Here is a 19,636-nt window from a genome sequence, read left to right as displayed (position 1 = left end):
CTCCGAGCTCACTGGCCTTTCAGCGCTTGCGCAATCGTCTTGGCCAGAGCGTACAAGCGCTGCTCGATCAGCGTCGGCACCTCGCAGACAAAGCCCAGCGATTCCGTCCGCTCCCGAAAAACCCGTGTCTGGAACACCAGCCGATCGCTCCGTGCGGTCAGCTCGTTCGGGTCGGCATCGGGCTTCGCCCGCAAGGCGTCCACGGCAGAGGCCTCCTGCCGCAGCAACGCCGCCATGTCCCTCTGCCTGTGGGCGTAGCGCCCAATACCGGCGATAACGTCCGAGCGCTCCCGGTTCATATGGTCGAACAGACCCTGCACGAGCATGGTCATGCGCCTCTCTTTCTCATCCTCAGGCAGGCCTTCCGCATAACTCTTGATCTTTTGTTGCGCCTCCGGGAGCGGAACGCGACGGGCCGACAGTTCCGGCACCAAGGCAGAAATGGCCGCATCTTTCGACCAATCGGCCGCCGTTGGCGGCAGTTCACCACTGGTCCATATCTGGCCCAGCGAAAGTTCGGGGACCTTGCGCTGGATACACGGCCAATCCGGGTCGTCTCCCTGCGCCGCAAAGACCGGCCAAGCGGCCATTGCAGCGACCGCCGCGACGGGGATGAGGCGTTTCGGGGATAGCCGCCGCATCAGGCATTTCCTCCGGTATCCTGCTTGCGGCCGAGCAAGCCCGTCGATGGGTCATAGGCGAGGATCGCACCGCCCAGAAACAGTATGGTGAACGCAACCACGAGCATCAGCGATCCCCAGTCGACCTGTCCATAAAGGGCGAAGCGGATCAGCTCGACCGCGTAAGTGAACGGGTTTGCAAGGCAGATCTTGTAGAGAAGCGGGCTCGATTCCTGAATGCGCCATAGGGGATAGAGCGCGGGAGAGGCGAAATACATCGGGAAGATCACAAAGTTCATGATCCCCGCGAAATTCTCCAGTTGCTTGATCATCGACGACAACAGCATTCCGAGCGAGCACAGCATCATCCCTGACAGGAACAGCGCCGGCAGCACCATGAGGTAGCCGGTCCATGGCGGCTTGACGCCCCAGAACCAGGCGATGGCGAGAAAGGCATAGACCTGCAGGATCGATACGGTGACGCCGGCGAGCAGCTTCGATACCAGCAGGAACCAGCGCGGAAACGGGCTGACCAGCAGGGTCCGCATGTTGCCCATCTCCCGGTCGTAGACCATCGACAGCGACGACTGCATGCCGCTGAACAACAGGATCATGCCGCAGAGGCCCGGGGTGATGTAGACCTCGTACAGCACGTAGGTCTTGTAGGGCGGGATGATGGAGACACCAAGCACCTGGCGGAAGCCGGCGGCGAACACGAAGAGCCACAGGAGCGGACGAACCAGCGACGAGATGAAGCGCTCTCGCTGATTGAGAAAGCGCAATCCTTCCCGGACCAGGATGCCCCTGAGGCAGACGAGGTATTGACGGGTGCCGAAGCCGCGTTCCATGGCAGCGCCTGCCGAAACGGGTGCTGTAGCAGATTGCAAAGTCATCGACGTTCTCCACTGGCCGGAACCGAAGCGACCCCGCTCAGCGTCCCGAAGGCCTCTCGAATGTTGCTCGCTCCACAGGAACGGACGACGTCATCGACCCTGCCGTCCGCGAGCACCCGGCCCTTGTCGAGTATGATGACATGATCGGTTTCCTCGACCTCATCGATGAGGTGGGTCGCCCAGAAGACGCTGATGCCATCGGTAACCACGAGCTTACGGATCGTGGCAAGGATCTCGGCACGCGACTGGATGTCGAGCCCCACGGTCGCCTCGTCCAGCAAGAGAAGCGGTGGACGATGCAACAGAGCCCGCACAATCTCGATGCGGCGCATCTGCCCGCCGGAGAGGCTGCGTGCCTTGTCGTACAACCGGTCGCTCATGTCGATCTGGTCAAGCAGCGCCGTAATCCGCGTCAGGGCCTCTCTTCGCCCGATGCCGTGCAGTGAGGCGTGGTAGGAGAGATTCTGGTAGACGCTCAGATCAAGATCGAGCGTGCGCGCCTGAAACACGATGCCGAGCCGCCGCAGTGCCTCGCCCGGTTCCCGGCCGACGTCGTGGCCGAAGATGCGGATCGTGCCGTATCGGGTGCTGTAGAGATGGGTGATCAAGGAGAACAACGTCGTCTTGCCGGCGCCGTTGAGGCCGAGCAAGACGGTGAAGCGTTGCGGCGCGATTGAAAAGGAAATATCGGACAGAACCTGCTTCTGGCCGTAGGAATGTTTGACCCCCGCCACATCAAGTGCGGCAGGCAAGCTCACTCCATCATTGGCCTTAACATGCTGCATGGTGTCGTGTTCCTCCCGCGAACGGCAAAGTTAGCCCGAATCCCAGCCTATTTGATGGTGATCGTTCCTTGCAAACCTTTCTCCCGCAGATCGGGAATGGACGACATGTCGTCTCATTTTTTCTGACTGGACGGCTTTTGCCCCGTGCGTCAGTTCGGGCTGACGACCACCCCCCATGGCAGCGCCCCGACGGTCACCGACTGAACCGCTTCGTCGGTCGCGACGTCGATGAAGGTGATGTCGTTCGAAACGCCGTTGGTGCTGATGATCGTCTTCTGGTCGGGCGTGAAAGCGAGCTGCCAGACCCGCTGCCCGACGAGCACGTATTTTTCGACCTCGTAGGTCTCCGCATTGACCACAGCGACGCGATTGGCCGGGCCGAGCGCCACATAGGCTTTCTTACCGTCGGCGGTGATGCGCACGCCGACCGGCTGGATCGATTCCGAGCGCAAACCGGGAATCTCGAAGTTGATCTTGTGCTTCACCTTACGGCTCGCATTGTCGATGACCGAAACGGTGCCGCCGATTTCGGCGCTTACCCAGACCTCGGAATTGTCGGGCTTGAACTCGGCGAAGCGCGGCCGGGCATCGACGAGCACATTATCGGTGATCTCGTGGCTCTCGGTGTCGATGAAGTGCGCCATGTTGGTCGTCTCCGAGGTGTTGACCAACGACTTCCCGTCCGGGCTGATGCCCATTCCCTCGGGTTCCACGCCAACCGGCACCTCCATCGCCACACTCTTGCTCTCGAGGTCGATGACGGTGACCAGATTGTCGTCCTCATTGGCGACGTAGAGCGTCCGGCCGTCGGGGGAAAGCACGAACAGTTCTGGGTCCGGACCGGACGGCAGCGACCCGACGATCTCGTAGGTGGCCGTGTCGATGATCTCGATCGTGTCGTCGTCGCTGGCGCAGAGATAGATGAACTTGCCGTCGTGCGAAATCGTGATGCCGCGCGGCCGCTGGCCGACATCGATGGTGCGGACCACCTCCATCGTGGTCGAGTCGACGACGGTTACCGTGTTGTCCTTCTCGTTGGAGACATAGACCATATAGGCGGATGCCGGCGACCCCAAGCTTGCCGTCACGGCAAGTCCGGCCGAAAGAATGGTCAATCTTCGCAGCATCTGGCTCTCTCCCTGTTTGCTGCATTTCAAAGTGCTGCAGCGAGCTCAGCGCGTCCGATTGGACGCGGGCCGCTGTCGCCTATTTCAGCTCGCATTGGGTCTCCGGCTGATCGATGCCGAGCGTGTCGAGTTCGGAGACCTGATGCAAGAACCCCTCCTGCGGCGACGTCGAGACGACGGAACGTCCGTCTCCCAGGAAGATCGGCTGGCGCAACTGCCAGTTCCATTTGCGGAAGGTCAGCCTCTGCCCCTTGAAGGCGGCTATCGAAAAATCGTCGGCGCGAATGAAGGCCGCGAGCTTTTCGGGATCGGTACTTTGCGTGCGTGTGGCAGCATCGCCGATAATTCTCGCTGCCGTCCACGCGGCCATATCCTTCGACAACATGCGTCTGCCGTTCGCCTTGGCAAAGCGGTTCTGGATCTGCGTGCCGCCCCATTGTTCGCTGGCCGGATGCCAGGCGGAAGGGACCAGACCGGCGGTTCCGGCTACCGGGCGCGGAATCCAGGTCCGGAACGGCACATAGGTTCCGAAAACCTCGCTTTCGTCTGCCACGAGCAGCACGTCGTGATCGGGGAAATCCTGAGTGAAGACCGGCATCTGCCGTTGGATCTGGACCACTCCGGTATCCGTCCGCCGCGCGGTGCCGGTGTCGGTGAACTCCTTTTCCGCAACGATCTCGCCGCCGAAGCGGGTCGCGGCACGGCGGAGCGCATCGGCAAACAGCTTGTCCGGCTCATGGGAGCCATAGATCAGTACCCATCGCCGCCACTGCTTCCAGACCAGATACTGCGCCAGCCCATCGGCGAGCATGGTGCGTGTCGGCGCGGTGTGGAAGACGTTCTCCCGGCAGTCCTCCTCGCGCAGACGGTCGTCCGTAGCGCCAACGTTGAAGATCAGGACGCCCTTGTCGTGAGCGAGGTCGGCAATCGATAGGAGCTGCGTGGCGGAGAGATCGGCCAGAATGTAGAGAACGCCCCTCGACACCATATCATTGAAAGCCGGCACGACATCGGCATCCGGCTTCACCTCGGACACGTCGAGCGTAAACTTCTGCTTGAGGAAGGTACCGGTCGTGTTGTTGTCGCCGATCGCGACCTTCGCCCCCGCGACGCCTTCGTCGCGCGGCGGCACGTCCAGCACCGAAAGGGCCAGTTGCGGTGCATAGGCACGAAGATAGCCGAGCTTGATCTGCGAGACCTGTTCGGCCGGCGCGGGCGAAGGCTCCTGCGCAACGGCGCCCGAGAGGCGTGAAGCCGCAAGAAGAATAGAGATAAACAGTATGAGTATACGGAGCACCGCACATCCCGCTTGATCGACAGAGTACGCCATCTCCGACGCCAGCCGGATCTGTGTAATGCCTCGGTGCCGCAAACAGCTTAGCCGAGATGTCCCTGATTTCAACCGCAAATTGGGAAGGTTGTCTTCCCCCTAACGGTTTGCCCGTGGCGACATCTTGGAGGGAGCAGGGACGGACGCAACTCGATCGATCGATCCAGGCCTCGCCCAACAGGAATCGTGTCCGGCCCTTTGGGAGCCCTTCAAACCGGTTTCCGTGTCATCGACTTCCCGGAGGGCTTAGATCATTTCATTGTTTCATTGAAACAGGGAAATGATCTAACTCTTTGAAACTACGCAATTCCGGACGGAAAACCGTTACACACTTTTCCTTGAATTGCTCTAGGTCGTTTTCATGCATGTCGTTGCACCAAACCGCTGCACACTTTTGGGCGACATGCATTGGATTACCGCCAGCCCGCGTGTTTCATCGCGGGGGACCCTTTCTCGCCAGACGCTTCCCGATCACGCGCCGCGGAATCGCGGATTTCTGCGGGCGTTCGGCCGTAGGCGCGCCGAAACTCCTTGGTAAAATGCGAGGTGTTCACAAACCCCACATCGAGGGCAACCTCGATTATGGGTTTCCTGCTCGTCAGCAAAATCTGCTTCGCCCGGTCCAATCGCAGGCGACGGAAAGCCAGAGCGGGAGACATCCTCGCCTTTTCGGTGAACAGCCGCTCGAGTTGGCGCCTCGAAAGCCCGACCGAGGCCGCAAGCCCCTCAATGGTGATTCCGCCTTCGAGATGCTGTTCCATGGTTATCAGAACGGCCGCAACACGGGAGTCTTCGACATAATCGCGGAGCGGCTGCCGCGTCTGGTTGTCGAACTGCGATCGGGCCTTTTCGATCTGCAGCACTTCAAGCGCGTTGCGCTCGGCATCCGAACTGATGTGCCGCCTCACCAGGGCAGCCGCGAGATCGGCGGCGCTGCTTCCCCCCGCGCAAGAGCCGCGCTTGCGGTCCAGATTGAACAGCCGGTCCGGCCGGACTTCATGATCAGGAAAACGTTCGCGGAACTGGTGATAGTGAAGCCAGCTCACACAGGTCGCGTGTTCTTTCATCAAGCCCGCTTCCGCGAGAACGAAGGACCCGGTGCACAGGCCGATTAACGGGACCCTTTTCGAAGCAGCGTCCTTGAGAAAGCGAATGGTTTCATGGTCGACCGGTTGTTCGACAGTCAGAAGGCCCCCGACAACGGCAATGTAGTCGAATTGGCGGGGATCGACGAAGTCGGAAGTGGGAGCGACCTGAACACCGCAGCTCGAAGTGATCAGGTGCCTCGTGCTGCCGAGGACCTGCCAATCGGCGAGGACCCGGCCCGATCGGTCGAGCTGGTCGCTCGCCAGCCGTAGGGTGTCGACGAAGAGCGCGAAGGCCGACAGCGTGAAAGATCGCGCGAGGATGAAGCCGATTCTCAGCCGCTGCGCCTGCGGGGCTGTCCCCGACGACGATGATTGAATGGAGTGTCCCATTTCGCTCGCACTTTTCTGGTCACGCCCGGTGATGAACATGCGTGCAGGTCGGCACTCGCGCGGTGCCTCGCTCATGCGGCTTCATCTGATCTGAAATCCGTGGGCCAATGGATCGCGGTCGTCGACGAAGATCGTATTGTGTCCGGTGATCCGTGCCCATGCGCCGATGCTCGGCATGATGCCCTCATGCGTTCCGACGTTGGTGGCCGCCTCGACCCGTCCTTCGAAAACCGTGCCGATCAGGCTTTCGCTTCGGTATGCGTCGCCGATCTTCAGCCGACCTTTACCGTAAAGCTGCGCCATGCGGGCGGACGTTCCGGTTCCGCCCGGCGAACGATCGATCGCCTTCTCGCCATAGAAGACTGCACCGCGGCCGTCGGCGTTTTCGTCCCTTGCGCGATCGCACCAGATGGCGTGGTGGACGCCACGAATCCGTTCATCCTCCGGATGGACGGGATCGCAAACGTCTGCAAGCGCATCGCGAAGCTTCTGGCTGAGGCCGACAAGCTCGGATGCTGTCGTGCCGTCAAGGCCCGGCCAGTTCCGCTGCGGCTCGACGACCGCGTAGAAGTTGCCGCCATAGGCGACGTCGACGACGAGGCGTCCGACACCGGGAACATCGACTTCGACGTCCGCTTCGTGCAGGTAACTCGCGACATTGAACAGGCGGACGCTTCTGACGAAATCGCCGTCCATCTCGTACTTGACGTCGACCCTTCCCGCCGGCGTCTCGATCGAAAGGGTGCCCGGCGTCCTGGGTCGGACAAGACCTTCCTCGATGACGACCGTCGAGAGGCCGATGGTGCCAGCCCCGCACATGGGCAGGCAACCGCTGACTTCGATGAAGAGCGCCGCGAAGTCACAGTCGTCCCTGAAGGCGGGATAGACGATGGCACCGGACATCACGTCGTGGCCGCGCGGCTCGAACATCAGCGCCCGGCGGATCCAATCATAGTCGCGGACGAAGATCTCGCGGCGCTCGAAAATCGGCAGATGCGGAAGCAGAGGGCCGCCCCCGGCGACGACGCGGACCGGATTGCCGCAGGTGTGTGAATCGATGCAGAAGAAACTGTGCCGCATGGTGAGATCCAATCAGCCTGTTGCCCTGGTTCGGTCACGCTGAAGCGCGCCGCGCGAGAGCCTGTCGAGAAGCAATGCGACCGCGACGATCGCAAGCCCGGCACGCAGGCCAAGGCCCATCTCCATTCGCGTCAAGCCCCGCGTCACCTCGGCGCCGAGCCCGCCCGCTCCGACCAGGCCAGCCAGGACGACCATGGCAAGCGACAGCAGGATGCATTGATTGAGGCCAACAAGCAGGGTCGGCTTTGCAGCCGGGATTTCGATCTTGAACAGGATGGAACGGGGCGAGGCACCGATCGCCTGACCGAGTTCGAGCATGTCCTTCGGAACCTGGTTGAAGGCGAGCGTCGTCAGGCGCAGCATCGGCGGTATGCCGTAGACGATCGTCGCGATGATCGCGGGTACCCGCCCGAGGCTGAAGATCATGACCGCAGGAATGAGATACACCCAGGGCGGCACCGTCTGCATGATGTCGAGAACCGGGCGGATCGCCGCCTCGACGGCCTTGAAGCGAGAGGCGAGGATGCCAAGCGGAAAGGCGACCAGGACGGAAATCGCCACGGCCACCGAGACCAGAGCAATCGTCTGCATCGAAGCATCCCAGAGACCCATGAGAAGGCAAAAACCGAGTGCCAGGCCCGCGAGGATGGCCGCCCGCACATTTACGAGGAAGAAAGCGAGAGGCATCACGATTGCGATCAGCATGTAGGGTGGCAGCGAGAGCAGCGACGCCTCGATCCCAGAAAGCACTGCTTCGACGACAGCGGTGATCAAGGCGAACAGCGGATGCAAGTTGGCGTTGAGCCAGTCGACAGCCGGCGCCAGGTATGTACCCGGCGAAAACTGAAAGCTATCCGGATTCATGGTGTTCCTCCCTTGCCGAAGCGAGCGGCACTCTGGGTGATGCGATCAAGCACCATGGTCAGCACGACGATCGCGATGGCGGCATCGATCGACTTAGCGATATCGAGTGTGCGGATCGCCCCGTAGATCGTTTCGCCAAGACCGCCCGAACCGACGATGCCGGCGATGACGACCATTCCGAACGCCATCATCAGGCTCTGGTTGATGCCCGCCATGATGCTCGGCATTGCGAAGGGCAGACGGATCTTGAAGAACATCTGCCATTTCGTGGTACCGATCGCGTGCCCCAGTTCGATGAACTCGTGCGGCGTCATGCGGATGCCGAGCGATGTCAGTCGGATCGCCGGAGGCATGGCGACGACGAAGGTCGCGATGAGCGCCGTCGCCGGTCCATAGCCCAGAAGCGCAATGGCCGGCAGAAGGTAGATGTAAGGCGGGAGCGTCTGGATGAGATCCAGGGCCGGCTCCAGCAACCGGTCGAGCGCCGGTAGAAAGCCCGCTGCCACGCCGATCGGCAAACCAACGAGCAGCGCAAGCGAGGTCGCGGTCATCACCAGGGCCAGGGTGCTCATGGTTTCCGGCCACAGCCCCATGAGCGCGCAAATGACGAGGGCTGTTCCGGTGAGCGCGCCAAACCACGCACCGACCAGCCGCCATCCGGCAACGGCGAGAACAATTGCCACCACATAGAAAGGCGGCAGCGCCAGCAGCCACAAAATGCCCTCGTGGAATCCTTCAAGCATCGTTCGCACGAGATCGAAGAGGAATTCACCGTTGTCGCCCAGCCACTCCAGAGCCGAGTCCGTCCACGCGTCGAACGTATCCGCGAAAGCCGCAGTCTCCATGTCGAAACGCTCCTCTAGGCTGCCGCGGGCTGCTCGCCAATCGTCGTCCCCTTGACGCCGGCAAGCAGGCTCCGCGCAGTCACGACTCCGATCACGGTTCCGCTGTCCAGAACGGCGATCGCGTCACGGTCGGATTGCATGGTCAGTCCGATCAGCTCGTCGATGTCGGCCTCGGGCGTCGTTCTGGCGAGGGTGCCAATATCGCCACCCGGGTGTTGTCGCTGGTAATCGGCGACCGGAACCATGACCGAATGAGCCTTGATCAGGTGCAGGCGGGAAATGCCAGCGACGAAATCGGCGACATATTGATCGGCCGGGTTCAAGACGATCTCCTCAGCGGTCCCTACCTGGATGATGACGCCGTCCTTCATGATCGCGATGCGGTCGCCGATGCGAATCGCCTCGTCGAGATCATGGGTAATGAACACCGCCGACTTGCCGAGTTCTTTCGTCAGCTGCCGGAATTCGTCCTGCAACTGACGGCGAATAAGCGGGTCAAGCGCGCTGAACGGCTCGTCCATGAGAATGATTTCCGGATCCGAGGCGATGGCGCGCGCCAGTCCGACGCGCTGTTGCATGCCGCCGGACAGTTCTGCTGGATAGCGATTAAGCCAGTCACCGAGGCCGACTTTCTCAAGCGCCGCTTGCGCGGTCCGGTTTCTCTCCGCTTTGGCAATGCCCTGCACCTCGAGACCGAAGGCCGCATTCTCGAGCACCGTTCGATGCGGAAGCAACGCCACGCTCTGGAAGACCATGCCGATGTTTTGGGCTCGCATCTGCCGGAGTTCGGTCGCGTCGAGGGCCGACAGATCCCTGCCCTTCACCAGAACCTTCCCGAAGCTTGGAGCGATCAACCGGTTCAGAAGCCTGATCAAGGTAGACTTGCCGCTGCCCGACAATCCCATGATACAGAAGATTTCCCCGCGATGGACCTGCAGGCTGGCGTCGGACACGCCGACCACGCAATTGTAGTCCTGCAGGATCTGCTTCTTCGTCAGGCCGCGCTTCGCAACTGCTTCCATCGCGGCGGGTGCCTTGTCTCCGAAGATCTTCCACACCGCTTGGCAGTCGATCAGCACTTCATTCGTATCGATGCTTGCCATTTCTTCGTTCCCCTTGGAGCCAATCTTGTGCTGGCGGTTCTCAAGTCTTCACAAGCCTTGGCGGTGGCCGCCCGGCGATCTCCAGACGGCCAATTGCGGTTAGGACTCAATAGCTCTTGATGTTTCCCCAGCGCTTGAGGAGGTCGGCATGGCTGTCCGTCCACTCCTTCACCGCCTCGTCCATCTTCTTGCCGTCGCTGACGGCACTATTGATCGCGGTGATGTCCGCCAGGGGAACGTAGACGCTTGCCAGCACCTCGCGTGCCTGCGGGTTCTCCTCTGAGAAGCCTTTTTGGCCGATCCAGTAGTAGCTCTGCGGCGGCGGGAAGACGCCCTTCGGATCCTTGAGGAACTTCACGTCGTACTTCTGCATCATCCACGACGGCTCCCAGATGGTGACGGCAACCCACTCCTGCCTGTCGATTGCCGATTTGAGCGCTGCGGTCATAGCGGCAGTGCTGCCTTCCACGAGTTGCAGCTTAAGGCCGTAGTCCTTGACTGCGGCCGCGGTGTCGCGCATCAGGCCGGAACCCGGCTCGATCCCGATGATCTTTCCGCTGAACTTGTCCGCGTTGTCGTTAAGCTGGTCGACGGAGTCGATGTTGACGTATTTGGGGACCGCGACGCCCTGGTAGAGGCCGTGCGATACCGGCGAGATCTTCTCCAGCCGATTCTTGTTCTTGTCCCAGTAGTCCTGGGCGACATAGTCGGTCTGCGATGCGAGGATTTGAATGTCGCCCTTGCTGAGCGCCGCATAGGCGATGCCCCACTCGGAAAACTCGGTCACCTTCACGGTGTAGCCGGCGTCTTCCAGAACCTTCTTCGTGATGCCCGTGATTGGCGTCAGGTCCTCCCACGAGAGGGTTCCCATCTCGATGGTCTTCTCTTCGGCGCGAGCGGGCATCATGGTCATACCGACCATCGCAGCGGCGCACAGTGCTTTCCACAGTGTCTTCACTGTTCTCTCCTGTTCTTGTTCCCATTGTTGTTCGAAGACTGCTCATTCAGCCTTCGTCATTGCGCGGTCGCAGGCTCAGCCCTCCCGACCAGCTCGCAATTCCTGCCAGCGGATGACCGCGTTGATGCCGAGCCAGGCCAAAGGCTCCGGCGGCAACCTGCTCGGTTTCGGCTGTGCCTTGTATTTCTCGAGATTCACGCTCTCGGCGCTGGTGGCGAGTTCCGCCGCCATGATGCCTGCGAGGGTGCTCTTGACGGTGCCGAGACCGTTTTCGCAGCAGGCGGAGTAGAGCCCCTCCTCGAGTTCGCCGAAGGCCGGAACATGATTCCTGCTGAGGCAAAGCGCACCGGCCCAGCTGAACTCGAACGGCAGGCGTTCAAGTCCGGGAAAACGAACGTCAAGCGATCGTCTCTGCTCTGCCGCAATTCCGGCGACGCGCTTCGCAGAGACCTCGAGGCTCGGGTCATAGGTGAAGCGGGTCCTGATCACGATGCGCGAACGTCCGCCGCTGCTGATCTTCCTCACCGTGGCGCCCATCGGATCCGCCGGCAGCAGCGCCCACCGGTCGACGCCGGTCATCCCATTTCGGATCTGGTCCTGCGAGAAGGCGGCCGTCATGGATGCGTAGGTGAAGACATGCATCAGCCGATGGCGGAAATAGCCGAAGCTCTCGACATGGCCATTCACACCAAGGATCACCTTCGGGGCCGTTACCGTGCCGCGGCTGGACCGTGCCTTCCAGTGCTTGTCCTGCCGGGTCAGTTCGAGGACGGGCGATCGCTCGTAAAGTTCGATCTTCGGGCCCAGGCCGCGTGCCATACCGCGGATGTAATCGGCCGGCTGGATCATCACGGCGCCCGGCGTGTAGAGCCCGCCGAGGTAATGATGCGAGCCGGTAATGTCGCGCATCTGCTTCGCGTCGAAGAGCTCGGATTTCTCGCCGATACGCTTGAGCGAGCGGCCATAGTTGTCGTTGAGTTTCAGTCCGCGTTCGCTTGCCGCGGCATTGATCTTGCCGGATGGATCGAATGTCTCCTTCGACATGCCGTATTCGGCGGCAGTCTGTGCGGCAAAGGCGATTGCGAGACGATTCTGCTCGATCTCGAGCAGCGTCGACTTCTCGTCGGCGACCGAATACTCGCCGGACGAAAGATTGTGCGGCACATCGATCATGTAACCCGAGTTGCGTCCCGCCGTGCTCTTTGCAACTTCAGTTGCATCGAGCACAACGATCTTCTCGCCGGGCCTCAGTTGCGACAGTCTCCGCGCAGCCGAAAGGCCCGCGAAGCCCGCGCCGATGACAAGCCAGTCGGCGCGAACGTCGTTCTCAAGCGTCTGCATCGGGAATCCGCGGGTGCTGATCGCCTCCCAGCCGGATATTCCGGTATCGACGGGCAGTCGCTTGACCGCGTGCTGGCTCATCGCACGGTCTCGGCAACGGAGCGATCCGAAACATCGATCCAGATCGTCTTCAGCTCGGTGTACTGATCGTGGGCCCAGATGGACTTGTCGCGGCCGCCGAAACCGGATTCCTTGTAGCCGCCGAACGGCGTCGTCGCGTCACCCTCGCCAAAGCAGTTCACGGTGACGACGCCGGCGCGGATTTCGCGTGACAGCTTGATCGCGTTCCGGAGACTGCCGGTATAGACCGATGCCGTCAGGCCGTAGACGGTGTCATTGGCAAGGGCGATCGCCTCCGACAGGCTGTTGAACGTGGTGACGGAAAGGACCGGGCCAAAGATCTCCTCCTGGAAGATGCGGCTGTCGCGGCCGACACCGTCGACGACAGTCGGCTCGACAAAGTTGCCTTCACGCGTATCTCCGCCAAAAAGCAGCGAAAGCTTCTCGGCCTCGACCGTTTCGAGATAGGATTTCACCTTCTCGAAGTGTGCCTTGCTGACCAGCGATCCGATGCGGTTTTCGGGGTTGAGCGGATCGCCCATCCTCCATTCCCGCATATAGGCGCCGATGCGCTTCAGAAGCTCGTCCTTGACCTCGGCTTGGACGATGAGGCGCGAGGTCGCGGAGCAGTTTTCGCCCATGTTCCAGAAGGCGCCGTTGACGACCTGCTCGGCGACCAGATCGAGATCCTCCACGTCGTTCATGACCACGGCCGGATTCTTGCCGCCGCACTCGAGAACAACCCGCTTCAGGTTCGAATCCGCTGCGTAGCGGAGGAAGCGTCGGCCGGTGGCGGTCGAGCCGGTGAAGCTGACCATGGAGACGTCCATGTGCATGCCGAGCGGCTCGCCGACGTCCTTGCCACTGCCGGTCACCACGTTGAAGACGCCTGCCGGAACCCCAGCCTCATGGGCGAGTTCCGCCACCCTGAGCGCGGTGAGCGTCGTCTCCTGCGCCGGCTTCACCACGATAGAGCAGCCGGCGGCGAGTGCCGGACCGATCTTCCACGCCAGCATCAGCAGCGGGAAGTTCCAAGGCAGCACCAGGCCGACGACGCCGATCGGTTCGCGCACGACCAGCGTCAGCGCATTCGATCCGACCGGCGCGGTGTTGTCGTAAATCTTGTCGATTAGCTCCGCATGCCAGCGGATCGTGTGGATTGTATCCGGCACATCGATCGTCTGGACCTCGCGGATCGGCTTGCCGCTGTCGAGACTCTCCAGGACCGCAAGTTCGTGTCGGTTGCGCTCGAGCAGCCTCGCGAACTTGAGAAGGACTTCCTTCCTTTCACCGGGCGAGCGCAGATGCCAGCGGCCGTCCTCGAACGCTTCCTTCGCTTTCGCAACGGCAAAGTCGACATCGGCAGAATCGCAGGCGGCGATTTCCGTCAGGACTTCCCCTGTCGCCGGATTGGTCGTCTTGAAGGTCTTTCCGGACTGAGCCGGGCGGAAGGCGCCGTCGATGAAGGCGTTCGACGGATAGGACATCGACTTCGCGATCGCCGTATATTCCGCTGCGGTCAGAAGATCATGCATAGTTGGCTCCCGAGGTGATGTGCGCGACGGACCGCTTCAGGTTGCTGACGACGGTCTGGAGGGTTCGCTTTTCTTCCGAATTCAGGGGACGCAGCGGTGCGCGCACCTCGCCGACATTCAGTCCGTTCAGTTCGCAGCCGAACTTGATCGACTGGACGAACTTGCCGCATTCGAGGAAATCCATCAGTGGCAGCATCGCCGTCATGATGGCGCGGCCCTTGTCGAAGTTCTTCTCCAGCACGCACGCTTCATAGAGAGCGACATGTTCGCGCGGGAGGAAGTTGGAGCCGGCGCAGACCCAGCTTTTCGCTCCCCAGGCGAAGAATTCGAGCGCCTGGTCGTCCCAGCCGCATGAGAGCGAGATGTGCGGAAACTTCCGGGCCAGCAGGTGGAGGTTGCCCATGTCGCCGGAGCTTTCCTTGATCGCCACGACGTTCTTGGACTTGCCGACGCGGGAGAAATATTCGTCGCCCATCATCACGCCCATGCGGGCCGGATAGTTGTAGAGCATGATCGGCATGTTCGCGGCGCGGTCGATGGTGAGCGCATGGACGGCGTTCTCGCGCTCCGTCGGCAGGGCATAGGGCGGCGACGACACCAGGATCGCATCGGCGCCGATATCCTTGGCCGCCTTGGCGTATTCGACCGAATCTTCCGTCCGCGTCGCACCGGTGCCGACGATCAGCGGTAGCCGCGTGCCAATGACGTCCTTCGCGTGGGCGGCGAGATCGAAGCGCTCCTGCGCCGTCTGCGCGTAGTATTCCCCGGTGGATCCGCCGACGATGATCCCGTGGACCTTGGCCTCGATCAGAGATTCGAGAACGTCGGCGAACGCCTTCTTGTCGATCGTGCCGTTGGTGTAAGGCGTCACCGCAGGCGTGTAGATACCTTCGAAGTTCAAGACAGTTTCTCCATCGACAATGTGACCGGGCCATCGACCAAGGCGTCCGCCTTGAGGCCTTGCGGCGCGATGAACATCTCCATGTTCTCTCGCGAGAGTTCCCAGTGTTCGAAGACGAGGTCGACGACCGCGTCCTCGTCATGCGCGGCAATCGCCGCAATGAACGCGTCGTGATGCTCGACGGCGACACGCAGCCGCTTTTCCATGTCTTCGTTCCGCGGACGGAAGAAGGTGTGGCCGATGCGGGCGTGATCGATCAGAAGGCGGCTGAGGCTGGGCTGCAGGTAGACGTTGCCCGACATCTCGCCCATGATCTCGTGGAAACGGTTGTTCTCCAGCACCATCGATGGGGCGTCCTTGGAACTGGCCGCAGTGCGAAACCGCTCCTGCGTGTCCTTAAGGTCTGCGAGCTGCCTGGCCTTGAAGTTCTGCACCGAGAGCCGACCGATCGCGGCGTAGACCATCGGCGCGACCAGAAAGAAGTTTCTGAGCGTCGAGTGGTTCATAGGCGCCACCCGCGCGCCCCGGTTCTCGCGAATCTCGACGTAGCCCTCGCCCTCAAGGCGGCGGATGATTTCGCGCACGGGAGTCCGCGACACGCCGTACCGCTCGCTAAGCGCCAGCTCGTCCAGGTCTTCGTCGGGATCGAGCTCCATCGTCAGGATCTGCTGTTTCAAATCTTCGTAGAGACCGTTTTTGCCGCTCTTCACAGGGACCTCCTCGAACGTCGGAAGTTGGCTCGATACGCACAAGGTCGCATTCGAGGGGCGGCGAGTCAAGAAAATTGTATTATGTGCGTATACATTCGTTATACGCACATAATACAAGCGACCGGTTTCAACGAAGAAAAGTCACAGGAAATCGGCTGGTTAGCCCTGAAGTCTTGGGCCAAAGCTATGCTCCAGGCCGGCGCGCCTGGTCGCGCGTCAAACGTCAGGATCAACGAGCTTCCTGGTAGGCAGGCCAGCCCGACCGCCGACACGGAATGATGAGGCCAGCTTAGCGACCGGCATGTCTCTGGCGAGGAGAGTTCTGGGAGCCAGCGTCGCGATGGAGCTGCGAGGAACTCGGGTCTAAGATGCCCCGGACGAAGTTCTTAGCCACCGAACAAGCAGCTCGGCGTGTTCCTTTTTCTTCTGCCTTCGTGGAAGCACGACGAAGTAGCCGTTCCTGGTGCTGATCGCCGCATCGGTGAGACGAACCAGGCGATTCTGGTTAAGCAAGTCCTCGACCAGGCGCTTCCAGCCCAGTGCTATGCCCTGCCCGTTCAGGGCCGCATAAATCGCTTCGGTGTAGAAGCTGCAGCGCAGCCCCGTGGATCTTTTCGGCCCCTGAACAGAAAATGCCGCGAGCCATTCATTCCAGCCGGTCCACGTCGGATCATCGGTGTCGTTGGCGATAAGGGGATACTGGACGAGTTCGGCCAATGTCGAAATCTCTCCGATCTCCCGGAGATACTCGGGGCTGCAGACAGGAAATATCTCGTCGTCAAACAGGAATTCGGCTTGGCCGTCGGGCCACATTCCGTTTCCGTACCTAATGGCAAGATCGATGTCGTCGCTTTCAATATCGGTGGATTTGTCCTGAGTGATAATCCGCAGCTTCACCTGCGGATAGGTCCGCGAGAACGCGGAAATCTTGGGAAGCAGCCAGAAATGAGAGAACGCCACCGTCGCGGAGATGGCCAGTTCATCGCTGGATTCGTCCTTCGTGATATCAAAAACCGTGTCCGCGATGAGGTTGAAGGCGCTCGTCGTGGCAGACGACAGCAGCCTTCCCTTCTCTGTCAGCTCTATTCTTCGATGCAGCCGCCGAAACAGGGGAAAGCCGAAAGCTTCCTCCAGCAGGTGAATCTGTCGACTGACGGCTGCCTGTGTTACGCCGAGCTCAGCCGCCGCCCTGGTGAAGCTTCCGAGACGCGCAGCCGCTTCGAAGACGGTCATTCCCGTAAGTGGCGGTAACCTTCTCCTCAAACCGGCCACAAGCAACCCCGTGAACTGTTCTTGTACAAGAGCGGTGGCGAAAGCGCGCGCTCCATCCGTCCGGACACCGAATCTCGCATTACTTTTCATTATGTCAAGCAGGCCCATTTCTGCCGTTGAGAAAGCGGCATTTTCACCCGATGATTCAGCAATCCAACGATAAGGGTGCCTTATGCTTCAGACCTTCTCTTCCTCCATATCGCCACTGCTCGACGCACGCGCAGATGGTCATTCGTTGCCAGCGGGTCTTTACACCCGGGACGACGTCTTCGAAGCGGATCTTGAGGTGTTTTTCCGCAGACACTGGATCTGCATAGGCCTCGAATGCGATGTTCCGGAACCCGGCGACGCGACTGTCGTCGACATCGGAAACTCCAGTCTCATCCTGCTTCGCGATGACGATGGCGAGATCCGCGTCGTGCACAATGTCTGTCGCCATCGTGGTGCACGGCTGCTGGATGCCGGAACGACGGTCGTGTCAAAGCTCGTCTGTCCTTACCATCAATGGACCTACGAGCTTTCCGGCGAGCTGAGTTATGCCCCGCACATGGGCGCCGATTTCGACAAGAGCTGCAAGAGCCTGAAGCCGGTCAACTTCAAGTCGATCAGCGGTCTGATCTACGTATGCCTTTCGGACAATCCGCCTGAGGACATCGCCCGCCTCGAAGAGGTCATGGAGAAGCGGCTCGCCCCCTACGACATTCGCAACGCCAAGGTCGCGTTCCAGTCCGACGTGATCGAGAAGGGTAACTGGAAGCTGACGATCGAGAACAATCGCGAGTGCTACCACTGCTCGGCCAATCACCCGGAGCTCTGCGTTTCGTTCGTCGATCTCGACTTCGGTTTTGACCCCGAGGGCCTGAGCCCGGAGGACCGGGAGGAGGCTGAATTGCACCAGGCCCTGTATCAGGAGCGTACGGCCGCCTGGGAAGCTGCGGGGCATCTGTCATCGGCGGTGGAGCCGGTCGTCGACGGAGCAACCAACTTCCGGACGCAGCGACTGATCATCGCCGGTGCTGGCGAGTCGCAGACGCCCGATGCGACCGCCGCATCGGCCAAGCTGCTCGGCTCCATCACGCGGAAGGATCTCGGCGACACGCATCTCTGGGGCCACAACGGCTGGAACCACTTCATGGGCGATCATGCCGTGACGTCGATCGTCATCCCGCTTTCTGCCGACACGACGCTGGTTCGAACCAAGTGGCTGGTCCACAAGGATGCGGTCGAAGGCGTCGACTACGATCTCGATAAACTGACGAGCGTCTGGCTGGCGACGACCGACCAGGACGCCGAACTCGTCGCACGCTCTCACGCCGGCATCCAGGATCCCGCTTACGAGCCGGGCGCCTATTCCCGCTTTACCGAAGGTCATCTCGACGATTTCGCAACGTGGTACATCAACCGGATGCGCGCCCATGGATTTTAAGCCCCAGTCATCGACCGCCGACATAAGCCGGACCGGAGAATGGAATCCCGAGATCGATGACACGCTGGTCTGTGTCGACGTCCATCAGGAGACCCACGACGTGAAGACGTTCACGTTCGCCGCTCCGGACGGCAAGCAATTTGCCTTTCTTGCCGGCCAGTATCTCCTCTTCGACCTGGCGCTCGGCGGCGATGCCGAGAGCCGCTGCTATAGCATCTCGTCGTCGCCCTACAGGAAGAACGCCGTCTCGATCACGGTCAAGCGCGTACCCGGCGGCAAGGTGTCGAACTGGCTTCACGACAATCTCACGGCCGGCGCCGCAGTGCGGGCCAATGGTCCGCTTGGCCGGTTCGTCCGGCCATCCAGTCCGAGAGGCAAGTTCCTTTTCCTGTCAGGCGGATCCGGCATCACGCCGGTGATGTCGATGATACGAGAATTGGCCGATACTTCGGAGCCGGCCGACGTTGTGTTCATGCATGCGGGCAGAACGCCGAAAGACCTTGTATTCCGCGAGGAACTCACGAACCTCGCGAACAGGATGAAAGGGCTCCGGCTTCATTTCCTTCCCGAAGAGGTCAGCGGCGAGCGCTGCTGGCCGGGTCTCTCCGGTCGCATTTCCCGCGAATATCTCAGTCTCGCCGTTCCTGACCTCGCTGAGCGCTTGGTCATGTGCTGCGGACCGGCGCCCTTCATGGCCGCGGCGCGCAGGCTCACGGCCGAGCTCGGCGTTCCCTCGTCGAACTATATCGAGGAAAGCTTCGATGCCGCCGTCCTCGAAGAAGAGGCGCCCCCGGTATCGGAGCTGGCGGAAGCCAAGACGTTCAAGGTCGAATTCGTCAAGCAGACGCGCACGATCGAGGTGGCTGCCGAACAGACCGTGCTTTCCTGCGCCAAGAAATCGGGCGTCAGGATACCGTCTTCCTGCGCCAACGGCCTATGTGGAACCTGCAAGTCGAAGCTTGTCAGCGGGTCGGTGGACATGAATCACTCCGGCGGCATCCGGCAGAGGGAAATCGACGCCGGCTTTTTCCTCCCCTGCTGCTCCAAGCCTCTGAGCGACCTCGTCATCGACCGGTAGCAGCCCGACGACCTGGAAGCCGCAAAAAAGCAGCCTCGCAAGGAGGCTGCTTTTTTCGTTGGAATGGCTGAGGACCGGCCGTTGGTCTCCGGGGCGACGCGAAATCGTCACCCCGATCCACACGGCGTCAATAGATCACGACGCTCCTGATGCTTTCGCCGGAATGCATCAGCTCAAAACCCTTGTTGATGTCGTCGAGCGGCAGCGTGTGGGTGATCATCGGGTCGATT

The 19,636-nt window shown here is 61.0% G+C and carries 18 protein-coding genes; 2 read left to right on the top strand and 16 right to left on the bottom strand.

Annotation, left to right across the window (positions count from 1 at the left end; all coding sequences use genetic code 11):
* Positions 1 to 8: 8 nt before the first annotated feature.
* From QN222_RS30070 to QN222_RS29995, 16 genes are all read right to left on the bottom strand, one after another.
* Complete coding sequence (locus tag QN222_RS30070; protein ID WP_283964379.1) at positions 9 to 590, bottom strand: hypothetical protein; 582 nt, start codon at positions 588 to 590, stop codon at positions 9 to 11.
* 50 nt (positions 591 to 640) lie between these two features.
* Entirely contained in the window at positions 641 to 1,468 is an 828-nt protein-coding gene (locus QN222_RS30065) for an ABC transporter permease (protein WP_283964398.1), read from the bottom strand.
* A 41-nt stretch (positions 1,469 to 1,509) separates the two neighbouring features.
* Positions 1,510 to 2,298: an ATP-binding cassette domain-containing protein gene (locus QN222_RS30060; protein WP_283964380.1), complete on the bottom strand. Its 789-nt coding sequence runs from the start codon at positions 2,296 to 2,298 to the stop codon at positions 1,510 to 1,512.
* Positions 2,299 to 2,447: 149 nt separating this feature from the next.
* Positions 2,448 to 3,425 (bottom strand): YVTN family beta-propeller repeat protein, encoded by a 978-nt coding sequence (locus QN222_RS30055; protein ID WP_283964381.1) that lies wholly within the window; start codon positions 3,423 to 3,425, stop codon positions 2,448 to 2,450.
* 79 nt (positions 3,426 to 3,504) lie between these two features.
* Positions 3,505 to 4,755, bottom strand: a complete 1,251-nt coding sequence (locus tag QN222_RS30050) for an ABC transporter substrate-binding protein (protein WP_284005753.1) — start codon at positions 4,753 to 4,755, stop codon at positions 3,505 to 3,507.
* Between the two features lie 413 nt (positions 4,756 to 5,168).
* Complete coding sequence (locus QN222_RS30045) at positions 5,169 to 6,233, bottom strand: GlxA family transcriptional regulator (protein WP_283964399.1); 1,065 nt, start codon at positions 6,231 to 6,233, stop codon at positions 5,169 to 5,171.
* Positions 6,234 to 6,314: 81 nt separating this feature from the next.
* The gene (locus tag QN222_RS30040; RefSeq protein WP_283964383.1) at positions 6,315 to 7,313 is read right to left on the bottom strand and encodes a 4-hydroxyproline epimerase; all 999 of its coding nucleotides are present in this window, start codon (positions 7,311 to 7,313) and stop codon (positions 6,315 to 6,317) included.
* 12 nt (positions 7,314 to 7,325) lie between these two features.
* Complete coding sequence (locus QN222_RS30035) at positions 7,326 to 8,177, bottom strand: ABC transporter permease subunit (RefSeq protein WP_283964384.1); 852 nt, start codon at positions 8,175 to 8,177, stop codon at positions 7,326 to 7,328.
* The gene (locus tag QN222_RS30030) at positions 8,174 to 9,022 is read right to left on the bottom strand and encodes an ABC transporter permease subunit (RefSeq protein WP_283964385.1); all 849 of its coding nucleotides are present in this window, start codon (positions 9,020 to 9,022) and stop codon (positions 8,174 to 8,176) included. The genes QN222_RS30035 and QN222_RS30030 overlap by 4 nt, the downstream gene beginning before the upstream one ends.
* 14 nt (positions 9,023 to 9,036) lie before the next feature.
* On the bottom strand, positions 9,037 to 10,125 hold the full coding sequence (locus tag QN222_RS30025; protein WP_283964386.1) for a glycine betaine/L-proline ABC transporter ATP-binding protein: 1,089 nt from the start codon (positions 10,123 to 10,125) through the stop codon (positions 9,037 to 9,039).
* A gap of 106 nt (positions 10,126 to 10,231) precedes the next feature.
* Positions 10,232 to 11,083 (bottom strand): glycine betaine ABC transporter substrate-binding protein, encoded by an 852-nt coding sequence (locus QN222_RS30020; RefSeq protein WP_283964387.1) that lies wholly within the window; start codon positions 11,081 to 11,083, stop codon positions 10,232 to 10,234.
* Between the two features lie 75 nt (positions 11,084 to 11,158).
* Positions 11,159 to 12,505, bottom strand: a complete 1,347-nt coding sequence (locus tag QN222_RS30015) for an FAD-binding oxidoreductase (protein WP_283964388.1) — start codon at positions 12,503 to 12,505, stop codon at positions 11,159 to 11,161.
* On the bottom strand, positions 12,502 to 14,019 hold the full coding sequence (locus tag QN222_RS30010; RefSeq protein ID WP_283964389.1) for an aldehyde dehydrogenase: 1,518 nt from the start codon (positions 14,017 to 14,019) through the stop codon (positions 12,502 to 12,504). The genes QN222_RS30015 and QN222_RS30010 overlap by 4 nt, the downstream gene beginning before the upstream one ends.
* Positions 14,012 to 14,920: a dihydrodipicolinate synthase family protein gene (locus QN222_RS30005; protein ID WP_283964390.1), complete on the bottom strand. Its 909-nt coding sequence runs from the start codon at positions 14,918 to 14,920 to the stop codon at positions 14,012 to 14,014. Before QN222_RS30005 ends, QN222_RS30010 begins: the two co-directional genes overlap by 8 nt.
* The gene (locus tag QN222_RS30000) at positions 14,917 to 15,630 is read right to left on the bottom strand and encodes a GntR family transcriptional regulator (protein WP_283964391.1); all 714 of its coding nucleotides are present in this window, start codon (positions 15,628 to 15,630) and stop codon (positions 14,917 to 14,919) included. Before QN222_RS30000 ends, QN222_RS30005 begins: the two co-directional genes overlap by 4 nt.
* Positions 15,631 to 15,993: 363 nt before the next feature.
* Entirely contained in the window at positions 15,994 to 16,863 is an 870-nt protein-coding gene (locus QN222_RS29995; RefSeq protein ID WP_283964392.1) for a LysR substrate-binding domain-containing protein, read from the bottom strand.
* Between the two features lie 211 nt (positions 16,864 to 17,074).
* On the opposite strand from QN222_RS29995, the gene QN222_RS29990 reads away from it, so the two are divergent.
* Both QN222_RS29990 and QN222_RS29985 read left to right on the top strand, forming a co-directional pair.
* Positions 17,075 to 18,328, top strand: coding sequence for an aromatic ring-hydroxylating dioxygenase subunit alpha (locus QN222_RS29990; RefSeq protein ID WP_283964393.1), 1,254 nt, complete (start codon positions 17,075 to 17,077; stop codon positions 18,326 to 18,328).
* Positions 18,318 to 19,406: a hybrid-cluster NAD(P)-dependent oxidoreductase gene (locus QN222_RS29985; RefSeq protein ID WP_283964394.1), complete on the top strand. Its 1,089-nt coding sequence runs from the start codon at positions 18,318 to 18,320 to the stop codon at positions 19,404 to 19,406. The genes QN222_RS29990 and QN222_RS29985 overlap by 11 nt, the downstream gene beginning before the upstream one ends.
* Positions 19,407 to 19,636: the final 230 nt, after the last annotated feature.

Source organism: Sinorhizobium sp. 6-70 (assembly GCF_030124375.1).
GTDB lineage: Bacteria > Pseudomonadota > Alphaproteobacteria > Rhizobiales > Rhizobiaceae > Sinorhizobium.
The sequence above is the reverse complement of the archived record's forward strand: the minus strand, read 5'-3'. Positions and strand labels throughout refer to the sequence as shown.

Excerpts from the sequence above, each read along its gene's own strand:
- QN222_RS30050 (WP_284005753.1), bottom strand. The coding sequence starts at position 4,755 with ATGGCGTACTCTGTCGATCAAGCGGGATGTGCGGTGCTCCGTATACTC.
- QN222_RS30010 (WP_283964389.1), bottom strand. The coding sequence starts at position 14,019 with ATGCATGATCTTCTGACCGCAGCGGAATATACGGCGATCGCGAAGTCG.
- QN222_RS29990 (WP_283964393.1), top strand. The coding sequence starts at position 17,075 with ATGCTTCAGACCTTCTCTTCCTCCATATCGCCACTGCTCGACGCACGC.
- QN222_RS29985 (WP_283964394.1), top strand. The coding sequence starts at position 18,318 with ATGGATTTTAAGCCCCAGTCATCGACCGCCGACATAAGCCGGACCGGA.
- QN222_RS30015 (WP_283964388.1), bottom strand. The coding sequence starts at position 12,505 with ATGAGCCAGCACGCGGTCAAGCGACTGCCCGTCGATACCGGAATATCC.
- QN222_RS30040 (WP_283964383.1), bottom strand. The coding sequence starts at position 7,313 with ATGCGGCACAGTTTCTTCTGCATCGATTCACACACCTGCGGCAATCCG.
- QN222_RS30055 (WP_283964381.1), bottom strand. The coding sequence starts at position 3,425 with ATGCTGCGAAGATTGACCATTCTTTCGGCCGGACTTGCCGTGACGGCA.
- QN222_RS29995 (WP_283964392.1), bottom strand. The coding sequence starts at position 16,863 with ATGACCGTCTTCGAAGCGGCTGCGCGTCTCGGAAGCTTCACCAGGGCG.
- QN222_RS30065 (WP_283964398.1), bottom strand. The coding sequence starts at position 1,468 with ATGGAACGCGGCTTCGGCACCCGTCAATACCTCGTCTGCCTCAGGGGC.
- QN222_RS30025 (WP_283964386.1), bottom strand. The coding sequence starts at position 10,125 with ATGGCAAGCATCGATACGAATGAAGTGCTGATCGACTGCCAAGCGGTG.
- QN222_RS30060 (WP_283964380.1), bottom strand. The coding sequence starts at position 2,298 with ATGCAGCATGTTAAGGCCAATGATGGAGTGAGCTTGCCTGCCGCACTT.
- QN222_RS30070 (WP_283964379.1), bottom strand. The coding sequence starts at position 590 with ATGGCCGCTTGGCCGGTCTTTGCGGCGCAGGGAGACGACCCGGATTGG.
- QN222_RS30035 (WP_283964384.1), bottom strand. The coding sequence starts at position 8,177 with ATGAATCCGGATAGCTTTCAGTTTTCGCCGGGTACATACCTGGCGCCG.
- QN222_RS30045 (WP_283964399.1), bottom strand. The coding sequence starts at position 6,233 with ATGGGACACTCCATTCAATCATCGTCGTCGGGGACAGCCCCGCAGGCG.
- QN222_RS30030 (WP_283964385.1), bottom strand. The coding sequence starts at position 9,022 with ATGGAGACTGCGGCTTTCGCGGATACGTTCGACGCGTGGACGGACTCG.